The sequence below is a fragment of the Caulobacter sp. ErkDOM-E genome (assembly GCF_048541895.1).
Lineage (GTDB): Bacteria > Pseudomonadota > Alphaproteobacteria > Caulobacterales > Caulobacteraceae > Caulobacter.
In genome coordinates this window covers 3,668,961-3,687,685 of record NZ_CP183331.1, presented here as the reverse complement: position 1 = coordinate 3,687,685, position 18,725 = coordinate 3,668,961, and the positions used below count along the sequence as shown (strand labels likewise).

13 protein-coding genes are annotated in these 18,725 nt (G+C 64.6%); 8 read left to right on the top strand and 5 right to left on the bottom strand.

The window, feature by feature from the left end; all coding sequences use genetic code 11:
• Nucleotides 1–439 precede the first annotated feature (439 nt).
• Nucleotides 440–3,442 carry a TonB-dependent receptor gene (locus ACN2C7_RS17960; protein ID WP_419318847.1) on the top strand — a complete coding sequence of 1,001 codons (3,003 nt, stop codon included), beginning with the start codon at nucleotides 440–442 and terminating at the stop codon, nucleotides 3,440–3,442.
• Nucleotides 3,443–3,499: 57 nt separating this feature from the next.
• On the opposite strand, the gene ACN2C7_RS17955 is transcribed toward ACN2C7_RS17960, so the two are convergent.
• The 3 genes from ACN2C7_RS17955 to ACN2C7_RS17945 form a co-directional block, all read right to left on the bottom strand.
• Complete coding sequence (locus tag ACN2C7_RS17955) at nucleotides 3,500–3,637, bottom strand: amidohydrolase family protein (protein WP_419318846.1); 138 nt, start codon at nucleotides 3,635–3,637, stop codon at nucleotides 3,500–3,502.
• Nucleotides 3,638–3,706: 69 nt separating this feature from the next.
• Nucleotides 3,707–3,892, bottom strand: coding sequence for a hypothetical protein (locus tag ACN2C7_RS17950; RefSeq protein ID WP_419318845.1), 186 nt, complete (start codon nucleotides 3,890–3,892; stop codon nucleotides 3,707–3,709).
• Between the two features lie 5 nt (nucleotides 3,893–3,897).
• On the bottom strand, nucleotides 3,898–5,097 hold the full coding sequence (locus ACN2C7_RS17945; protein WP_419318844.1) for a methyltransferase domain-containing protein: 1,200 nt from the start codon (nucleotides 5,095–5,097) through the stop codon (nucleotides 3,898–3,900).
• Between the two features lie 217 nt (nucleotides 5,098–5,314).
• Here ACN2C7_RS17945 and ACN2C7_RS17940 point away from each other — a divergent pair, with 217 nt between their 5' ends.
• Nucleotides 5,315–7,222: a tetratricopeptide repeat protein gene (locus ACN2C7_RS17940; RefSeq protein WP_419318843.1), complete on the top strand. Its 1,908-nt coding sequence runs from the start codon at nucleotides 5,315–5,317 to the stop codon at nucleotides 7,220–7,222.
• A gap of 97 nt (nucleotides 7,223–7,319) precedes the next feature.
• On the opposite strand, the gene ACN2C7_RS17935 is transcribed toward ACN2C7_RS17940, so the two are convergent.
• Complete coding sequence (locus tag ACN2C7_RS17935; protein ID WP_419318842.1) at nucleotides 7,320–8,981, bottom strand: alkaline phosphatase family protein; 1,662 nt, start codon at nucleotides 8,979–8,981, stop codon at nucleotides 7,320–7,322.
• Between the two features lie 482 nt (nucleotides 8,982–9,463).
• Between ACN2C7_RS17935 and ACN2C7_RS17930 the strand changes: the two genes are divergently transcribed.
• The 5 genes from ACN2C7_RS17930 (at nucleotide 9,464) to ACN2C7_RS17910 (ending at nucleotide 16,465) form a co-directional block, all read left to right on the top strand.
• Nucleotides 9,464–12,250, top strand: a complete 2,787-nt coding sequence (locus tag ACN2C7_RS17930; RefSeq protein ID WP_419318841.1) for a TonB-dependent receptor — start codon at nucleotides 9,464–9,466, stop codon at nucleotides 12,248–12,250.
• A 74-nt stretch (nucleotides 12,251–12,324) separates the two neighbouring features.
• Nucleotides 12,325–12,963, top strand: a complete 639-nt coding sequence (locus ACN2C7_RS17925; protein ID WP_419318840.1) for a sulfotransferase family 2 domain-containing protein — start codon at nucleotides 12,325–12,327, stop codon at nucleotides 12,961–12,963.
• Nucleotides 12,960–13,589 carry an aspartyl/asparaginyl beta-hydroxylase domain-containing protein gene (locus tag ACN2C7_RS17920; RefSeq protein ID WP_419318839.1) on the top strand — a complete coding sequence of 210 codons (630 nt, stop codon included), beginning with the start codon at nucleotides 12,960–12,962 and terminating at the stop codon, nucleotides 13,587–13,589. Before ACN2C7_RS17925 ends, ACN2C7_RS17920 begins: the two co-directional genes overlap by 4 nt.
• An 8-nt stretch (nucleotides 13,590–13,597) precedes the next feature.
• Nucleotides 13,598–15,517: a tetratricopeptide repeat-containing sulfotransferase family protein gene (locus ACN2C7_RS17915; RefSeq protein ID WP_419318838.1), complete on the top strand. Its 1,920-nt coding sequence runs from the start codon at nucleotides 13,598–13,600 to the stop codon at nucleotides 15,515–15,517.
• Between the two features lie 3 nt (nucleotides 15,518–15,520).
• A complete protein-coding gene (locus ACN2C7_RS17910; protein WP_419318837.1) occupies nucleotides 15,521–16,465 on the top strand; it encodes an aspartyl/asparaginyl beta-hydroxylase domain-containing protein in 945 nt (314 codons plus the stop codon).
• A gap of 70 nt (nucleotides 16,466–16,535) precedes the next feature.
• Here ACN2C7_RS17910 and ACN2C7_RS17905 read toward each other — a convergent pair whose 3' ends face one another.
• Entirely contained in the window at nucleotides 16,536–17,117 is a 582-nt protein-coding gene (locus ACN2C7_RS17905; RefSeq protein ID WP_419318836.1) for an HD domain-containing protein, read from the bottom strand.
• A 382-nt stretch (nucleotides 17,118–17,499) separates the two neighbouring features.
• Here ACN2C7_RS17905 and ACN2C7_RS17900 point away from each other — a divergent pair, with 382 nt between their 5' ends.
• Nucleotides 17,500–18,219: a UTRA domain-containing protein gene (locus ACN2C7_RS17900; protein ID WP_419318835.1), complete on the top strand. Its 720-nt coding sequence runs from the start codon at nucleotides 17,500–17,502 to the stop codon at nucleotides 18,217–18,219.
• Nucleotides 18,220–18,725: the final 506 nt, after the last annotated feature.

Sequence of the window (18,725 nt, the reverse complement as noted above, 5' to 3'; positions counted from 1 at the left end):
AACTGGCATTCAATTCGCTCGTTCGCGCCCTAAAGTCGTCTTCGAACTGATGGTTTCATCAGCGCAGGCGAAAATGGCCTAACGAAAAACGAATAGCACTTTCGGTCCGAGAGCCGCTGTACACGTATCGGCACGTGATTCAGGTCGCGCGCCGGGTCGTGCTCCCCCTGTCTCGCTCCTCTGTGTGTCGCCGCGATGTGTTGGAAAAGCCACGCGAGCGACTTCTCCTGTCATCAAACACAATCTCGCCTTGTCGTCATAACGACGGTTTGTTAGCTCTTTGCTACCGGTGTCAAAGCCGCAGGCGGGTCTCCGTCTGCATCTGACACCGGTGTCAAAAACACAGACGGCCTAGAACTGGCCGCGCAGGAAGGAAGCGCGATCAGTTCAAAGCCGGGCGGCGCAACAGCGCCGTTTCCGTCGAACGGGAGGAGGATACATGTCTAAGATTTCCGCGGGGCGCCTCGACGTCCTGAAGCTTGGTGTCTCCATGGGCGCCTTGGCGCTGGCCATCACGATGGCTGGAGCCGCATCTGCCCAGACCGCGCCGGCTCAGGCCGACGATAGCGCGGTCGAGGAAGTCGTCGTCACCGGCTTCCGCGCCAGTCTCGCCAACGCGCTCGATACGAAGCGCCGCGAGAACGACATGATCGACGTCATCAAGGCGACCGACATCGCCGACTTCCCCGATCTGAACCTGGCGGAATCGCTGCAGCGAATTCCAGGCGTATCGATCGACCGCGACGGCGGCGAAGGCCGCACGATCACCGTGCGGGGTCTGAACGCCGACTTCACCGTCGTACGCCTGAACGGCCTGGAAGCCCTGGCCACCACGGGCGGCAAGGACGGCTCCGGCGGCGCCAACCGCAGCCGTCAGTTCGACTTCAGCATCTTCGCCTCGGAACTCTTCAACAGCGTCACCGTGCGCAAGTCGACCTCGGCGTCGAACGAAGAAGGCTCGCTGGGCGCGATCATCGACCTGCAGGCGGCTCGTCCGTTCGACTTCAACAAGTTCACCATGAGCGCCGGAGCCAAGTACGGCTGGAACGACCTGTCGCGCAAAAGCGACCCGCGCTACACGTTCCTGATCGCCAACACCTGGAACGACGGCAAGTTCGGCGCCCTGTTGTCAGTGGCCTACGCCAAGCGCCAGACGCTGGAAGAAGGCTCCTCGACCGGTCGTTGGGAAAACCCCAGCGTTCGCTTCAACTCTTCGACCGCCTTCCCCTGCACGGGCGCGGCCTATAACCCCGTCAGCGGTCCGCCTCTGACCTGCAGCCAGATCGGCACTGTCGTCGGCGGCACCTCGCCAACCGTCGTCGCCGCCGCTGGCACCGCCAACAACCTTTGGCACCCGCGGATTCCGCGCTACGGCCGGCTTGAGTACAATCAAAAGCGTCTGGGCGTGACCGGTTCGCTGCAATGGCGTCCGACCGACAACTCGACCCTGACCCTGGACACCCTGTTCGCGGACTTCACCAACGACCGCGACGAGACCTATCTGGAAATCATCTCGTTCAGCCGCAGCGGCCAGGGCCTGCCCCAGACCGACGTCGTCAACTTCACGGCCGACGCCAAGGGTCACCTGATCAAGGGCACGTTCGACGACGTCGACGCCCGCGTCGAGTATCGCCATGACGACCTGAACACCGAGTTCTTCCAGAACGTCCTGACCTACGACACCAAGATCGGTGACAAGGGCAAGTTCGTCGCCACCTACGGCCAGGCGCGTTCGATCCAGAACAACCCGGTCCAGACGACCTTCTCGTTCGACCGCTACAACAGCGACGGCTACAGCTACGACTACTCGGCCGATCCGCGTCGTCCGTCGTTCAACTACGGCTTCGACGCGACCAACCCGGCCAACTACCAGTACAGCAACAGCTCGGCGCTGGGCGATCCGTCACTGCTGCGCCTGCGACCCAGCAAGGCGGTCAATACGTTCAAGACCCTCCGCTTCGACTTTGACTATCAGGTCATGGACTGGCTGAAGGTTCGCACCGGCGCGGCCTTCAAGGAGTACGGCTTCAATTCCTCGGAAAAGCGCATCTTCTCGCGCGTGATTCCGGGCGGCACGGGCTTTGTGGCCGAAGCGGCGTTCCCGCTGCCGGCCGGCGTCACCGTCGCCGACGTCTCGCGTCTGATCACCGGCTTTGGCCGTGGTCTCGACATGCCGGCCGGCACGCCCACCTCGTGGATTGCGCCCGACCTCGACAAGCTGAAGGCCGCCATCGGCTATGACTGCAACTGCATCAACGCCAACGGCGACTTCCGCCTGAGCTCGATCAACCAGCTCGGTGCGCTGCGGGAAATCGCCGAGAACGACACCTCCTACTATCTGCAAGGTGACTTCGATCGCGACTTCGGCTCGATCCCGGTTCGCGGCAATGTCGGCGTTCGCTGGGTGAAGACCGAGCAGGACGCCCTGGGTCACTTCAACACCGGCAGCACCACGGTCTCGACCGTCACGCCGGTCGGCACGCTGTCGCAAACGGTCCCGACCGATGGCATCCAGACCACGTCACGCAGCTACACCAACACGCTGCCGTCGATGAACGTCTCGGTCCAGCCGCTGGAGAACTTCTTCGTTCGCTTCGCGGCCGCCAAGGTCATGACGCGTCCGCAGCTGCAGAACCTGACGCCGGGCTTCACGGCCAACAGCCAGTCGGCCCAGACCCTGACGCGCGGCAACCCGGACCTGAACCCGATGTTGTCCAACAACATCGACCTGGGCTTCGAGTGGTATCCTGACCGGGAAACCCTGTTCTCGATCGGTCTGTTCCAGAAGGACATCAAGTCCTTCATCCAGACCACGGCGGTCGCGATGCCGTTTTCGGAAACGGGTCTACCCACCAGCCTGCTGACCAACGGCAACACGCCGGACACGCTGTTCACGGTGACCTCGCAGCAGAACACCAAGGGCGGCAAGCTGAAGGGCTACGAGATCAGCCTGCAGCGTCCGTTCACCTTCCTGCCGGCGCCGTTTGACGGCTTTGGCGGCATCGTGAACTACACGCACGTCAAGAGCGACATCGAGTACGTGATCGCCAACCCGACCTTCGGCGGCACCCCCCGGGTGCAGCTGACGCCGGCGACGCTGATCACCCAGCCGCTCCTGAACCTGTCGCCGGAAGCCTATAACGGCACGCTGTACTACGAGAAGGCGGGCTTCAAGGCGCGCATCTCGGCTTCGTATCGCGACCCGTACCTGATCCAGGTCGCCCCTTCGGCGACCAACAACAACGACGTCCGGATCAAGCAAAAGACCCTGAACGTCGACAGCCAGGTCAGCTACGAGTTCAAGAACTTCACCATCACACTGGAAGGCATCAACCTGACCGACCAGTTCGACAGCAAGGTGGACGACTCGACCCGTCAGATCTCGGAAGAGTATGTGCACTTCGGTCGCCAGTATTATCTGGGCGTGAAGTACAAGTTCTAGACCTCAGCCTAGGCTGGAGAACGGGGGGCGTCGGCGAAAGCCGGCGCCCCTTTTTCGTCAGAGGCTGGCGACGCCGCCGATCCAGGTCGCGCGGATCTGCAGATCATCGTCCAGTAGCACCAGATCAGCGGCCTGGCCCACGGCGATGCGGCCGTGCTCGTCCTGAAGGCCCAGGAAGGCCGCCGGCGCCGCCACTTGGGGCCCCAACGGCTCGCGATACTGCCGCCACCGTCCGATCGAGCGGTCGTTCAGCGGCTCGCTGACCTAGGCGTAGGACGGTGTTGGCGCATAGCGGCGGTTCTCGTGGAAGCGAAGGCAGGCCGGCTCGAACGGCAGGTCGAGATGGCCCAGCCGCCGCCGCGCGGTGGCCAGGGCCGGTTCGACCTGGCCCCGATCGAGAAGGTCGCGCGCCTGGGCGATGAGGGGACGGGGCAGGGCGATGGCGGACATAGGGGTCAGGCGGATCGCTGGAACACGTGCAGGGTTCCCCTGACGGGCGCCGTGCCCTCGTGGCGCAGGGCGATGGCTTCCTGATCCAGCAGCGCAAAGTCTGGGCCCGCCGCCCGGGCGACATAGGCGTCTGCGTGAGAGAAGCGTCCCGAGCTCAGCAATGTCCAGCCTTCCGCCCCCGCCTCGGTGCTCAGGGTGAAGAAGCCGCCCGGGCGCAGCGCCTTTGCGGCGGCCCGGAACAGGTCCGACAGGTCGCCGAAATAGATCACCATGTCGGCCGCGAAAATCAGGTCGAAGGCGGCCGGGTGCTGGTCGAGGAACGCGACGGCCTCAGCCTGGAGCAGCACGTCATAACCGCCGCGCGCCCTTGCCCTGTCCAGCATGCCGCCGGAGAGATCAACGCCGGTCAGGCGACCGCCAAAGCGCGCGAGGGCGGGGCCCGACAGTCCTGTGCCGCAGCCCAGGTCGAGGATCTCGGCGAACTGGCCAGCATGATCTTCGATCAACTGCGCCATCCGCTCGGGCGCGCGATAGTTCAGCAGATCGACCAGCTGGTGGTCGAAATTGTCGGCGAAGCTGTCGAAATGCGCCTCGACATAGGCGGGCGGCGCACGATCGACCGCCGCCCCGCTGACCGCCTGCAGCAGATAGGCCTGGATCTGATCGTCCGGGCTTCGGGCCATCCGCCAGGCGCCGACCGCCGCCGCTGCGGGGGCATGTCCAAAGACGCCGAGGATCGCAAAGGCCTCTCGGGCGATGACCTCGATGTCCTCGGCCTCATCGCCGGCCAGGGCGGGATAGCGGGCCAGGGCGTCGTCCACAGAGCCCTGGATCATGCTGGCGAAGGTGCGGGCTCGGGCATGGGTCAGGCGGGCGTTGGTCGCCAGAGGTTCCAGGGCGGCCGCGCGTTCGAAGGCTTCCGCGCACCCGGCGAAATCACCGGTCATGTAGAGGCCCTGGGCCAGACAGGCGTGCCAGATCGCCGGCGCGTCGGGCGTCGCGGCCGCCTGACGAAGAGGCATGACGGCGTCACTGAAATCCCGCGTCGCCATATGTGAAAGGCCAAGGCCCAGCATCGCCTCGCCCAGCGTCGGATCGATCGACAGCGCGCGACTGAAAGCCTCGCGCGCCTGGGGGTGCAGGCCCTGGTTGCTGGCGATGACGGCCTGCTGCAGCCAGTCCTCGGCGCTGATCTCGTCGGTCACGCAAGCCTCTGCATTGGGCGGTGTCTGCCTCAGGTGTCCTGGCCCGCGCGGGTCGCGAACCTGGGGAATCCTAGAGGTCTCCGTTTCCAAAGCAAATCGCAAGGATCGGCGAAGACCCGGACGATCTCCGGGTCTCGCTGAATCAAGCTAGTCTGGGATATCAGGGCGGGATTGGCCCAAGACATTGGCCAGCGGAATTCAAGGCAGCGAACGGATCATGACGAGCACAACGCCCCCCATCGATCTTGCGGATCCGGGCGCCAACCTCCGCGAGGCGGTCCGCCTCCATCGACTGGGCCAGATTGACGCTGCGGAGAGCTACTACCGGGCTGTTCTGGAGAGACTTCCGGCCGAGCCGGACAGTCTGCACAATCTTGGCCTGATCTTGCAGGCGCGCGGTGATTTTGCGGGGGCAATGGGCTTGTGGAAGGCTTGTGTCGACCAAAACCCCCAGCGGCCCGGAACTTACAACGCCATGGGTGGGTTGTTGGCCCGGCTGGGGCGCCTGGGCGATGCTCTGGCGGCGCATGAACAGGCCCTGGTGATTGCACCCGAGGATGTCGACGCCCTCAATTCACGCGGTAACCTGCTGGTGCGTCTTGGTCGGAGCCTCGAGGCGCTTGCCTCATACGACCGGATCATAGCGATCAAACCCGACTACGCGCGGGCCTACCTCAACCGGGCGGGGCTTTTGTCGATGCTGGGTCGATCCGCCGAGGCCGTGGCGAGTTGCCAGAGCGTTTTGCGGCTCGAGCCGCAAAATGACGCGGCGCAAAGTCTGAAGTTTCGGGAACAGCTCAAGATCTGCGACTGGTCCGACTACGGCTCAACAGCTGCGGCGCTCGAGCAGCGCATCCTGACGGGGGCCGATGTCGACCTGCCTCACGCCATGTTGGCCTATTGCGACGATCCCGAAGCGCAGCGGATCTGCGCGGAAGCCCATCTTCGCAAGCGCGTCCAGATCCCGGTTCAGCCGCTGTGGAGCGGCGAGATCTATCGTCATGACAAGATCCGCGTCGCCTATGTTTCGTCTGATTTCCGCAATCATCCCGTCGCTCATCTGATCGCAGGCCTGCTTGAGCGACATGACAGCGAGCGCTTTGAGATCACCGCCTATGCGCTTGGCCCACGATTGGACGATGCGTATCGCCAGCGTATCCAGACCGCCTTTCCGACGTTCCACGATGTCGCCCAGGTCAGCGACCTGGAGGTGGCCAGGATGATCCGGTCCGCCGAGACGGACATCCTTGTCGACCTCAACGGTCTGACCGCCAATTGCCGACCCGGAATCTTCGCCCATCGTCCCGCCCCGATCCAGATCAACTATCTGGGCCATCCGGGAACCCTGGAAAAAGGCCTGGCGGACTACATTCTGGCGGACGCCATCGTCGCGCCCCGGGGCGCTGACGCGACTTTCAGCGAACAGCTGATCCGCTTGCCGCACAGCTACCAGGTCAATGACGACAGGAAGCGGATCGCAGGCCATACGCCCTCCCGCGACGAGGCGGGCCTGCCGGGCGATGGGTTCGTGTTCGCGTGCTTCAACGCCAACCACAAGATCAATCCACCGGTTTTCGACGTCTGGATGCGCTTGTTGAGCGCGGTTCCGGGCAGCGTGCTGTGGCTTCTTGAAGGTCATGAAGTCATGGTCCGCAACCTGCGCGCCGAGGCCCAGGCTAGGGGTGTTTCGCCCGATCGCCTGGTGTTCGCGCCCAAGGTCGCGCTGGAGGATCATCTGGCGCGCCACAAGCTGGCGGATCTCTTCCTCGACACCGCGCCCTATAACGCCCACACGACGGCCAGCGACGCCCTTTGGGCGGGCTTGCCTCTGGTCACCTGCGCGGGGCGAGGCTTCGCTGCACGTGTGGCCGCCAGCTTGCTGACCGCCCTGGAACTCCCCGAACTGGTGACAGAGCGCCTCGAGGCCTACGAGGCCCTTGCGCTCGACCTGGCGCGCGATCCGGAACGACTGGCGGCCCTGAGAGACAAGTTGTCGACCCTGATCAAAACGACGCCGCTGTTCGACACTGATCTTTCCCGCAACCACATCGAGGCGGCCTTTATCGGCGCCTGGGAGCGTTATCAGCGCGGCGAACCCCCAGCAGCTTTTGACGTGGCCCCATAGGCATCGCTTGCCAGGCGAGCCAAATTGCCGATCGCGACTGTCTTTGAGGGAACAGGTCGGAGGGCAGGCTTGATCCCGGGCCGCCTCAAACGCCTCCCTACTGCGGCGTCAGCAGGTTTGGATCGATGAACTGGCGAGGAATGCCTGGGCCCTCGAAGTACGCGCCCAGCCAGGCGCCGCCGCCGCCATTGAACCATTCCACCCTGATCGCATGCTTGCCAGGCTGCAGGTCGATATTGCCGTTCGCCGTAACCACGCCGTGGTCGCCATCGTTGTCCACCACCTGTTTGCCGTCGATGTAGAGCTTGCTGCCGTCGTCGGAGGCGAGGGCGAAACTGTAGGCGCCGGCGGCCGCGATGTGGAGGTAGCCTTCGAAGACCACGGCCACGCTGTCGCCTCGCGGCAGCGTCAGGCCGTCGATGGTCAGTTCATGGGATGTGCCGACGGTTGCGGGTTCGAGCCGGGAGAAGTCGGGCAGCCGCACCGGCGTTTCGGGCAGCAGATACACCTTGTAGTTCACGCCGCGCGCCTCGGGACCCTTCAGGTCGAGGATGCGGAAGTAGCCCGTGGCGGGAACGCTGGCGGCCTGGCCGGAAACGAACAGCGTGGCCCGCACGATCGTGTTGCGGGCGATCTCGACCGGGCCCGTGTAAAGCGGGGATCCGACCGTGGGGATCGAACTGTCCAGCGTGTAGCGGACCTGTCCGGTGGCGTTGGGGTTGCGGATGGTCATCTTCGCCGGTCGGTTGACGAACAGCCCGCCTGCAGGCGCGTTCCCGTCGCTTGCCGGTTCGATCACCGGCGAGGCGTAGAAACTGCTGGAGCGGTAGGCTTGTTCGGGCGCCTTTTCGCCCTTCAGGATCGGCGTCACGGCGCGCCCTAGCCAGGCGAAGGGGATCTTGGCGCCCAGCAGCCAGGCGACGGTGGCGGTGGTGTCGAACGTGTTGATGGGCAGATCAAGCTGGCCCGGGTTGATGTCCTTGCCATAGGCGATCCAGGGAATTTCAAGTTCAGCCAGGCTTTCGCCGCCGTGCCCCTTGCCCACGCCGCCATGGTCGGAGGTGACCAGGATCACCGTCTCGTCCGCGATGCCGGCCTCCACCGTGGCCTGGCGGATCTTGTCGATCAGCTTGTCGGCCTTGGCCACGGCCTCGTAAAAGAGCGGCGTGCCATGGCCATGGGCATGTCCGGCATGATCGACATGATCCAAATGCACAAACAGGAACTCGGGCTGCTTGGTCTTGATGTAGTTGACCGCCAGCGCCGTGGTTTCGTCCTCATCCTTGCCGTGGACGTCATAGTCCACGAACCGGTGGTCATAGAGGTTGCCGAACCCGTCCCAGTGATAGATCGAGCCTAGTTCCCATTCCGGCTTCTGATCTGTGAGCACCTGGAAGATGGATGGGAAGAAGCCCCCCGAACCGGTCACCGAAGCGGGGAAGTTGAACTCGCCCACTTGCCAGTCGTTGCTCGTCACCCCGTGCTGCTCTGGTCCGGCGCCACCGATGATGGACGCCCAGTTGGCGCCGCTCGTGGTGGGCAGCACGCCGCGGGCATGCATGCTCCAGCTGCCGCGCTTCATCATGTCGTGCAGGGTGGGGGTATCGGCCTTCATCACGCCGTCGGGGCTCAGGGCGTCCACGCCGATGATGATCACATGGCCCGCCTTCCGGGCCTCGCCGGCATAGGCGCCGGCCGCGCCTGCCATGCCGGCCAGGAGCGCAACGAGAAGCGGGATCACCCGGATCGGATTCTTCATGACGTACTCCAGGACTCTGGGCTGTGGATAGGAGGTGCAGTCAGCGCGAAAAGAGGCTCGGCGGCGGCGTCGATCACCGCGCCGGCGGCGGCGCTGCTGCGCGTCGCCGCCGCCGGCCGCGATGGTCTGAGTGTCTGCGGCAGGGCCTTCAGGGCCGACCTGTCCATTGGACTCATGTTCGGATCGTCCAACGACTGAAGATTGGTATAGACCAAATATCACGTGAAGTTGGCAGTTTTGCGACTGTCATCCGTTGGTCAAATGCGCGGCGACGTCAGGGTGTTCAGGGGCGTCAACGCGCCGGGCGAACGGGTCGCTGGAGCGCTCACGGTTCTCTGGAGTCACCCCGGCAGGGCTCAAATCGAACTGACGCGCGGCGCGGAACGGACAAATTGCGCCGTGCGGGGCGGCGCTGTCACGCGGGTGTCGTCGCTCGCTGCTTTAGTCTGACTGGTTCATACCAGTTGGGGCGAAGGACACTCATGTTTAAGCGATATCCTGTTCGGGCTACCCGCCCGCATCTCAAGAGCTTTTTGCTGGCTACCGTTGCGGTGCTGGCTGCTGGCGCGCATTCATCGGCCGCGCTCGCGCAGCAGGCTTCTGGCGATCTGGTCGACGAAGTTGTCGTCACCGGCTACCGGAAGTCGCTCAGCGACGCCCGCGCCATCAAGAGGGATTCGGTCATCCAGAAGGACGTGATCGTCGCCGAGGACATGGCGAAGTTCCCGGAGCTCAACCTGGCTGAATCGCTGCAGCGCCTGCCGGGCGTGCAGATCACCCGGGAAGCGGGCGAAGGCCGGCGGATCTCGCTGCGGGGCCTGGGGCCAGATTTCGCCCGCGTGCAACTCAATGGCATGGAAGTGCTGGGCAACGTCGACTCCGCCCAGGACAGCCGCGGCCAGCGTTCGCGCGACCGCGCCTTCGACTTCAACATTTTCGCCTCGGAACTGTTCTCCCGCGTGGAGGTCGAAAAGACCTTCCAGGCGGCCCAGAACGAGGGCGGCATGGCCGGCACGGTCGGCCTGTTCACCGGCAAGCCGTTTGACTACGCGTCGGGGTCAAAGGGCGCAGTGTCGCTCAAGCTCGGAACCAACGAATACACCGAGGACGCCCAGCCGCGCATCGCGGCCCTCTTCAGCCAGAACTGGGACAACAAGTTCGGCGTCGCCTTCTCGGTCGCCTACAGCAAGCGCCAAACGACCGAGCAGGGCCACAACACCTACAACTATTCGCGCCCCAGCGCGGGAACCCTTCAGGGCCTGGTTAACAAAGGCCTGAACATTTCCAAGCTGAGCACGGCCCAGCAGGCCAAGTTCCTGTCGGGCGATCTCTATTTTGCTGACGGCAACCGCATCTCCTCGTGGAATTCCAAGCAGGAGCGCCTGGGTCTGACGGGCGCTGTGCAGTGGCGTCCGATGGACAACCTGCTGCTGACGCTTGATGTGCTGCACGGCGAGTACACCACGCATCGCGACGAACTGCACCTCGCCACGCGGCCGCTCGCATCGACCGGGTCGGTCGCGTTCGACACCGTCGCCAGCACGGTCTGGCCGAGCGCCTTCCAGAAGGCGTCCGTCATCAACAACCTGGCCTGGGACAACAGCAACTACGTGACCCTGACCGATGTCACGGGCACCACCTTCGGCAGCGAGCACCGCCGCTCGCTGAACGAAAACAACTTCGACCAGGTGGCGCTGACCGGCAAGTGGGACCTCACGGATCGCCTCACGATCGACGGACATGTCGGGTACGAGAAGTCGACCTATGAGACGCCCTATGACGACAAGCTCTATATGCGCGCCAAGGGCAATCTGATCGCCAACTATGGCAGCGATGGCCGGTCGGCGACGTTCGAGTATCCGGGCTGGGATCGAACCAACCCCGCCAACTACGCGATGGACTCGTTCTACTATCGCGGCTTCAACAATCAGTCGGAACTGCAGGAAGGCGTGCTGGACGCCCAGTACGTGCTGAACGAGGTTTGGACCCTGCGGGCCGGCGTGGCCTACCACAAGTTCACGCAAGGCGGCCGGGACCTGTTCTATGACGACAACGTCAATGGAACCCGGACCAAGATGCGCGGCACGGCCGTTGCCGACGTCACCTCGGTGTTCACCAACGAGTTCGGCTCGTGGCTGGTCGGCGACTACGCCAAGGCCTTTGCGAAGTACAACGAGTACCACCGCTTCGGTCCCAACAAGGACGGTACGGGCGGCGCGCTCCAGGACATCGAGAACGTCTACGAGACCTCGGAAAAGACCGTCTCCGAGTATGTGCAGGCGGACTGGGACACCGACCTCTTCGGCAAGCGCTTCCGCGGCAACATCGGCCTGCGCGGCTATCAGACCGACACCCACAGCACCGGCTGGATCCAGGGCGACAGCTACGCCTATCTGGGCACGACGGACGTCGAAGGCAGCTACTCAGGCGTGCTGCCGGCCATGAACTCGGTGCTGGAACTGACGCCGGACGTGCTGGTGCGCTTCTCGGCCACGCAGAACCTCAACCGTCCAGGCCTGGGTTCTATGGCGGCCAAGGGCAGTGCGTTCCAGAATTCGGATAGCGGCGACATCTCGGCGTCGCGCGGCAATCCAAACCTTGAGCCCTACAAGGACAACACGCTGGACTTCGCGGCGGAGTACTATTTCGGCGTGGACGGCCTGCTCTCGGCCAGCGTGTTCCAGAAGAGCATCAAGAACTTCATTGGCTCGAAAACCCTCGAGAACGTCCCGTTCAGCCAGACTGGCGTCCCGTTCACCACGATCCCGGGCGCCACAGCCAATACGATCGTCAAAGAGTTCTCGATGCCGGTCAACATCGCCGGCACCAAGAAGCTGACCGGTGTGGAACTGGCCGCGCAGGGCCAATTCTCGTTCCTGCCGGCGCCGTTCGACAAGCTGGGTGCGGTGGCCAACTACACCTATGTGGACGCTGACGAGGCGCTCACCGGCATCTCGAACACCAGCTACAACGCCACGCTCTACTACGAGACCGCGCGCTGGGGTGTCCGTGGGTCCATGAGCCACCGCAATCGCTGGTTCTCCGGAAACAGCGCCACTGTCATGAGCGCCAGCACGCGCGGCTTCGAGGGGTCGACCTATGTGGACGCCTCGGCCTTCCTGAACGTCACCGATCAGCTTCAGTTCACGCTGAACGGGATCAACCTGACGAACCAGGAGGACACGCAGTTCTGGGGCCAGAACCAGTACCTCTACAACCAGAACCAGAGCGGCTCGACCTATATGGTTGGGCTTAGCTACAAGTTCTAAGGCCACCGCTTATTGTAGACTTTGCGCCCCGCCTTCCTGAGAGGCGGGGCGCTTTTTCTGGGTGTCCCTGAAACATGATTGTTTCCCACAGCCATCGCTTCATCTTCGCCGCAGTGCCCAAGACCGGGACCCATGCCGTGCGACAGGCCCTGCGCGAGCACTTGAGCGACGGCGACCTCGAGCAGGTCGGGCTGTTCGTCGACAAGCGCTTCCCCTGGGAGGATCTGGCGGCGATCCGGCATGGCCACCTGTCTCTGCAGCAGGTGCGCCCCTATCTCGGCGAGGCGGCCTTCGACGGCTATTTCAAGTTCGCCTTCGTACGCAATCCGTTCGATCGCTTTGTCTCGTACTGCGCCTTCATGCTGCGGGGCGGCGACGTCTTTGAGCAGCAACCGCAGGCGGTCATGCGCCACTTTCTTTTCGAGAAGCCGCCGGAACACCACATCCTGTTCCAGCCACAGGCCTCGCTTCTGGTGGGCGAGGACGGCAAGACCCTGATGGCCGACCACATCGGTCACGTCGAGGATATGCAGGGGTCGTATGATGCGATCTGCGCGCGCATCGGCATTCCCTCCCGCCCTCTGGACCGCGTCAACGGCAGCCGTCACGGTGACTATCGTCACTATTACGATCAGGACCTGATCGACGGCGTCGCCGCCCGCTACGCCCAGGATCTGGACCTGTTCGGCTACAGCTTCGAAGACATGCGATGAACGCTCCCCCCTTTGCGCCTGCCGCCAACCCGCGCAAGACCACCGGCGTCCGCAAGCTCGGGCTGGTCGACATCGCCGCGCTGCAGGCGGCCGTTCTGGCGAACCCCGAGGACGTCTGGGCTGCGGAGAACGCCAGCAAGCCCAACAGGTTTGAGGTGCTGGACGCGACCTCCCACATCGTTTTCCGGTTTATCGACAGTCCCCGTGACTGGCGCAGCTCGCACGATCGCGCCGCCTGGCCCGAATGGCGCGGATTGCTGGAGCCTGTGCTGGCTCAGGCCGTCGGCGACTATGGCTATGCGCGCGGGGTGTTTCCGCGGGTGATGTTGGCGAGGATGCGGCCGGGCGGGGTGATCCACCCCCATATCGACGCCAACCCCGCCGCGAAGTGGCCGCACAAGATCCATGTGCCGCTGTCGACCAATCCCCAGGTGGTGTCCTTCTTCGGCGGCGCCGAACACCTTTTCCCGCCGGGCGAGGCGGTGGAGGTCAACAACCTGGGTCCGCACTGGGTGCGCAACGACGGCGAGACCGACCGCGTCCATCTGATCTTCGAGTACTACGACGCCGACCAGCCGGAACCCAGCTGGCTGGAGCCGTTTCTGCTGGCCGGCGCCGCGCGGTGACGCCCTCCGTGAGCGCCAGCCCCGGGTCTCGGGATCGCGACGCCCTTTTACAGGAGGCCAAGGATCTGCGGTCGGGCCAGCGCATCGCGGAAGCCCTGGCCAGCCTTGCGCGGCTGCAGGAGCTGCATCCCGGGTTCAGCCGGCTGTATCAGGAGCGTGGCCACTGCCAGGTCATGCTTCGCGATGCGCCGGCCGCCATCGACGCGCTACGGGAGGCCGTGCGCCTCAACCCGACCCTGCCGGCGAGCTGGGACATGCTGGAACAGCTCTACCGCATGGTGGGCGATATGGCCCAGGCGGCCACGGCCGCGCAGCATCTGGCGATGCTCAGACAGCTCCCGCCGGCGGTGGTGGCGGCCAGCAGCCTGTTCGCCGATGGCGACCTGTCCTCGGCCGAGGAGGTCATTCGCGATTATCTGGACACGGACGGTGAAAACGTCGGCGCCCTTCGCCTGCTGGCGCGCCTCTGCAAGGCGCGCGGGGCGCTTGGCGAGGCCGAGGCGTTGCTGAAGTTGGTGCTTGATCGCGCCCCGGACTATCACGCGGCCCGCCTCGACAACGCCATGGTGCTCTTGCAGCAGCAAAAGCCCCTGCAGGCGCGGCGAGAGGCTGAGCACCTGCTCGGACACGACCCTGACAATCGCGAGTATCTCAAGCAGTATGGCGCGGCCTGCATCGCCCTGGGCGACCATGAGCCGTTGATCGATCTCTATGAACGACTGCTGGACAGCCAGGCCCTGTTGGGGGCGGAAGTCGCTGATCTGCGCCTTTGGCGGGCGAGCGCCCTGAAGGTCACGGGCCGGCAACAGGACGCCATGGCGGACTATCGCGCCGCGCTGGCGGCGCGGCCAGACTACGGCGTGGCCTGGTTCAGCCTGGCCAACCTCAAGACCTATCGCTTCACTGATGATGACATCGCACGCATGCGCGCTGCGCAATCCCGGCCGGCCGTCCAGGACATGGACCGCGTCTATCTCAGTTTCGCGCTGGGCAAGGCGCTGGAGGACCGGGCAGAGTACGCATCCTCCTGGCAGCATTACGAGCGCGGCAATGCGATCCGCGCTGTCTCCAGCCGATATCGCCCCGAGGTCGCGGAATCCTGCGTCCTGCGATTGAAACAGGTCTTCACCGCCGAAGTCTTTGCCGCGCGCGCTGACTGGGGTCTGGCCGATCCGGCGCCGATCTTTATCGTGGGCTTGCCGCGGTCGGGGTCAACCTTGATCGAGCAGATCCTGGCCTCCCATTCCCAGGTGGAAGGCACGCAGGAGCTGACAGAAATCGACCGGTATGCAGGCGAGATCTGCGGCCGCGATCCTGATTGCGGCTTGCCGCTGGATCTCCAGGCCCTGCTGCGCCTGACCCCGCAGGACGTCCGGGCGCTCGGCGAGCGCTTTCTGGCCGAAACCCGCACCTATCGCAGGCTGGGGAAGGCCTTCTTCATCGACAAGATGCCCAACAATTTCTGGCACATCGGCCTGATCCATCTCATCCTGCCGCGCTCGACGATCATCGATGTGCGCCGCGAGCCCATGGCGTGCGGCTTCAGCAACTTCAAGCAACTGTTCGGGACCACCAATCAGGAATTCACCTACGGCATGGATCATCTCGCCCGACATTATCGCGCCTATCTCGAGCTCATGAGGCACTGGGGCGAGGTGCTGCCGGGGCGGGTGCTGAGGGTGGCCTACGAGGATGTGGTCGAGGGCCTCGAAGACAGTGTACAGCACATGCTGGAGGGTTGCAGGCTGCCGTTTGAGCCGGCCTGCCTGGCCTTCCATGAGACGCAGCGCAGCGTGCGCACGCCCAGTTCAGAGCAGGTGCGCCAGCCCATCGGCCGTGACGGCCTCGCGCAATGGCGACCTTACGAACCATGGCTTGCGCCTTTGCGGGACGGGCTGGGTGACGCGCTCGCCGGCTACAGGGCCTGACCCATGCGGCTTTCACGCCCCTTCTTCCACCTCCCCTTGCTCTTCGATGTCGGGCGTTTGCAGGCTGAGGTCGCGGCTTTGCCCGACGAGGCCTGGACGTCGCACCCGGACCGCTTGCCCGGCAACAGTGCGGCGCGGTTGATCAGCGCGGGCGGGGCTGAGACGGACTCGGTCCATGGGCAGATGCTGCCAACGCGCTGGCTTGAGACCATGCCCTATACAACCCAGGCCCTGGCGGCCTTTGGCGTGGTCTGGAGCCGCTCACGCCTCATGCGCCTGGCCCCGGGCGCAGGCGTGCCCGAGCATGCCGACATCAACTACCACTGGCATACGCGGGTGCGGCTGCACATTCCGGTCTTCACCCGGCCGGAGGTCGCCTTTCACTGCGACGGGCAATCGGTGCACATGGCCGCTGGCGAGGCCTGGATCTTCGATAACTGGCGCCCGCACCATGTCGAAAACAGGTCCGGCGCCGAGCGCATCCACCTGGTCGCGGATACCAGCGGCACAGCGGCGTTCTGGCAATTCGTCCGTGGACAGGCGCCGCCCCGCGCCCAATGGCGGACGGTGGCCTGGGATCCCGGGATGCAGCCCCAGTTGCTTACCGAGGGTGACCAGCGCACGCCGGTGATGCCCGCCGCCGAAGTGCAGCTGCTGGTCGACGATCTGCGCGCGGAACTGGCGCTCGCCACCGACACCGCCGAAGCCAGGGGCCGGGCTGCGCGGTTCAGCATGCTGCTGGAGGACTTTGTGTCCGACTGGCGCCAGCTCTGCGCCTTGCATGGCGCCGGAGGACGGGGGCGATCAGACTTCCTGCGCCTGGCTCGCGCCGTGCACGAGGCCGTCAGGCCGCTCGCCGCTGGTCTGGTCATGCGCACCAACAACGCCAGCGCGCTGCTGGTGCTCGAGAAGCGCGTGCTGCAGCATCTGGTCGCAGACGAGGCCTAGGCCGCTGCGCGCAGGCACAGCCCGCAGCACACGAGAAGCAGCTTGTCGCGGCCCGGGCGGGGCTTTGCGATCAGACTGAAACTTCGTCCAGGCGGTCGATCTGATCTCGAAGCTGGTCGTGATAGGTCTCGAAACCGGCCACCTCGGCGTCCGGGGCCTTGCCCGCTTCGTCATAGCCGCGCAGTCGCAGGGCGGCTTGCGCCGCCGGCTCTGCCAGGAACGCCTCGATCTCGGCCTTGCTCATTGGGCCGCCCTGCAGAGCCAGACTTTGCAGGGACGCCTTGCTCAGACGCTTGAAATAGGCGGGATCCACGGCCACCCGGTAGCGCTTGGCCGCCACGTGAAGACGGATCGGCTCTGTCACCGCCGGGCTGAACGCCCGCGCCAGATAGCCGGCGCTGATGTGCTCGTGGCGCGTATCGACGCCAAGGTCGGCGGCGTTCTCGCCGGCCTTCTGCATCAGGTGGCCTATGTCGTGCAGCAGGGCGGCGACGATCATCGCGGGCGGCGCGTTATCGATCTTGGCGTGATGCGCCGTCTGCAGCGCGTGCTCCAGCTGGCTGACGTCTTCCCCATAACGCAGGTCGCCCAGTCGGGCGAAGAGATCGGCGAGTTCGGCCACGAAAGCATCGGCCGCAGGACGAGTCGTCATCATGTATCCGTGGTGCTGAAAGGGTCGGAATGGAGCGAGCGCGCTTACCGGAGCCGCCGTCCGATGCCGGGGTCGGCGCGGCTTGCCCGTTCCGTTTCCAGAAGGGTGACCAGGCGCTGGGCGGACAAGGGGCCACCCGCCGAGCTCGGGGTTGGTTTGTCCCCGTGGCCGCCGCCGCGCGCGCGAAGATGGGTGGTCATGGCTTCGCCTCCAGGTGGCTAAATTGGTATATACCAAAATCGTTCTAATCTTGGCAAAGCTTTCGTGAAACCTCGACCAGGGCGAGAATGGGCGGCAGGGGTTTGATCCCGTTTCTTGACCTTGACGGAGCGGGCTCCCATCCTTGGGGCTGGCGGGATTCGACCGCTGACAGGTCTTTCCGATGCATCAGTCCGACACCCTCCATTATCTTGGAGTCCGCGACGGCATCGCCGTGCGGATCGTCAGTGGCGAACTGAAGGCTGGCGAACGGCTGCCGTCAGAGCGCCAGTTGCAGGTCGGCGGCGGCGTGGCCCGAGGCACCGTTCGCGAGGCCCTGTTTCAGCTTGAGGCCGAGGGGCTGATCTATCGAAAGGACCGCAGCGGCTGGTACGTTTCCCCGCCGCCGGTGGTCTACGATCCGACCCGCTGGGAGGGCTTCATGTCCTATGTCGAGGCGCAGGGCCGGCGGCCGGCGACCGAGACGCTCAGCAAGGTCGAGATCGCCTGCGACGGCATGCTGGCCCAGATCTTTTCACGCCCGGTGGGCGCGCCGATGTACTGGATTCGCCGCCGGCGCTCGATCGATGACCGGGCCGTTCTGATTGAGAGCATCGTCGTCGACGCCTCCCTGGCGCCGGGTCTTGTGGAGCACGATCTCGACGGCTCGCTGACCAGCGTTCTGAAATCGGTCTATGGCATCGGCGTCGCGCGCAACAAGGTCGACATGCGGCCCTGCGCCCTGACGCTGGGTGAGGCCGAAGCCCTGCGGGTCAAGTCGGGCCTGCCTGGGCTCAGCGTGGAGCGCACCTGCTACAATGCCCAGGGCCGCGTGGTCGAATTCGACCGCGAGCACTGGCGACATGACGCCCTCAAGATCAGCGTCGACATCCGCGTGCGTTGACCTTGTCTCACCCTCGCCGGGCCCATGCGGACGCTTTCCCTGCGCGCCCCGCGCGGGCGTCGAAACGTCTTTGGTTTGGTCTAGACCATCTGTGGCGTGGGCCTCCCCAGGTTCCGGCCCCCACCCGGGCCGGAACCAACCGATCCGCCAGCCTTGACCCAGGGATCTCTACCGCGCGCCATTGCGGTCAAGGAAATCGCGCTGGCGCCTCCAAGCGCTTCCGCGAGAACCTAACCGCAATTTTTTCAGGCCTTCAGGCGCCGGCCACCAGCCTTCGCACGCAACCGCAATCGCCCAATCGACGTAGTGGGCTAGTGTGTGGGGCGAGGCGGCGAAAAGTGCCGGAAATTCACAGGGTAGTGGCGGAGAGGGTGTCCGCTATATTCAAAAGAATAATTGTTTAAAAACAAATATATAATGGAATGTGTGATTTTTCCACTCACATTTCTACCCACAAATGACGGATCGCGCTCCGATAGCAAAAGCCGCTCCTTCAAAGTGAGGCG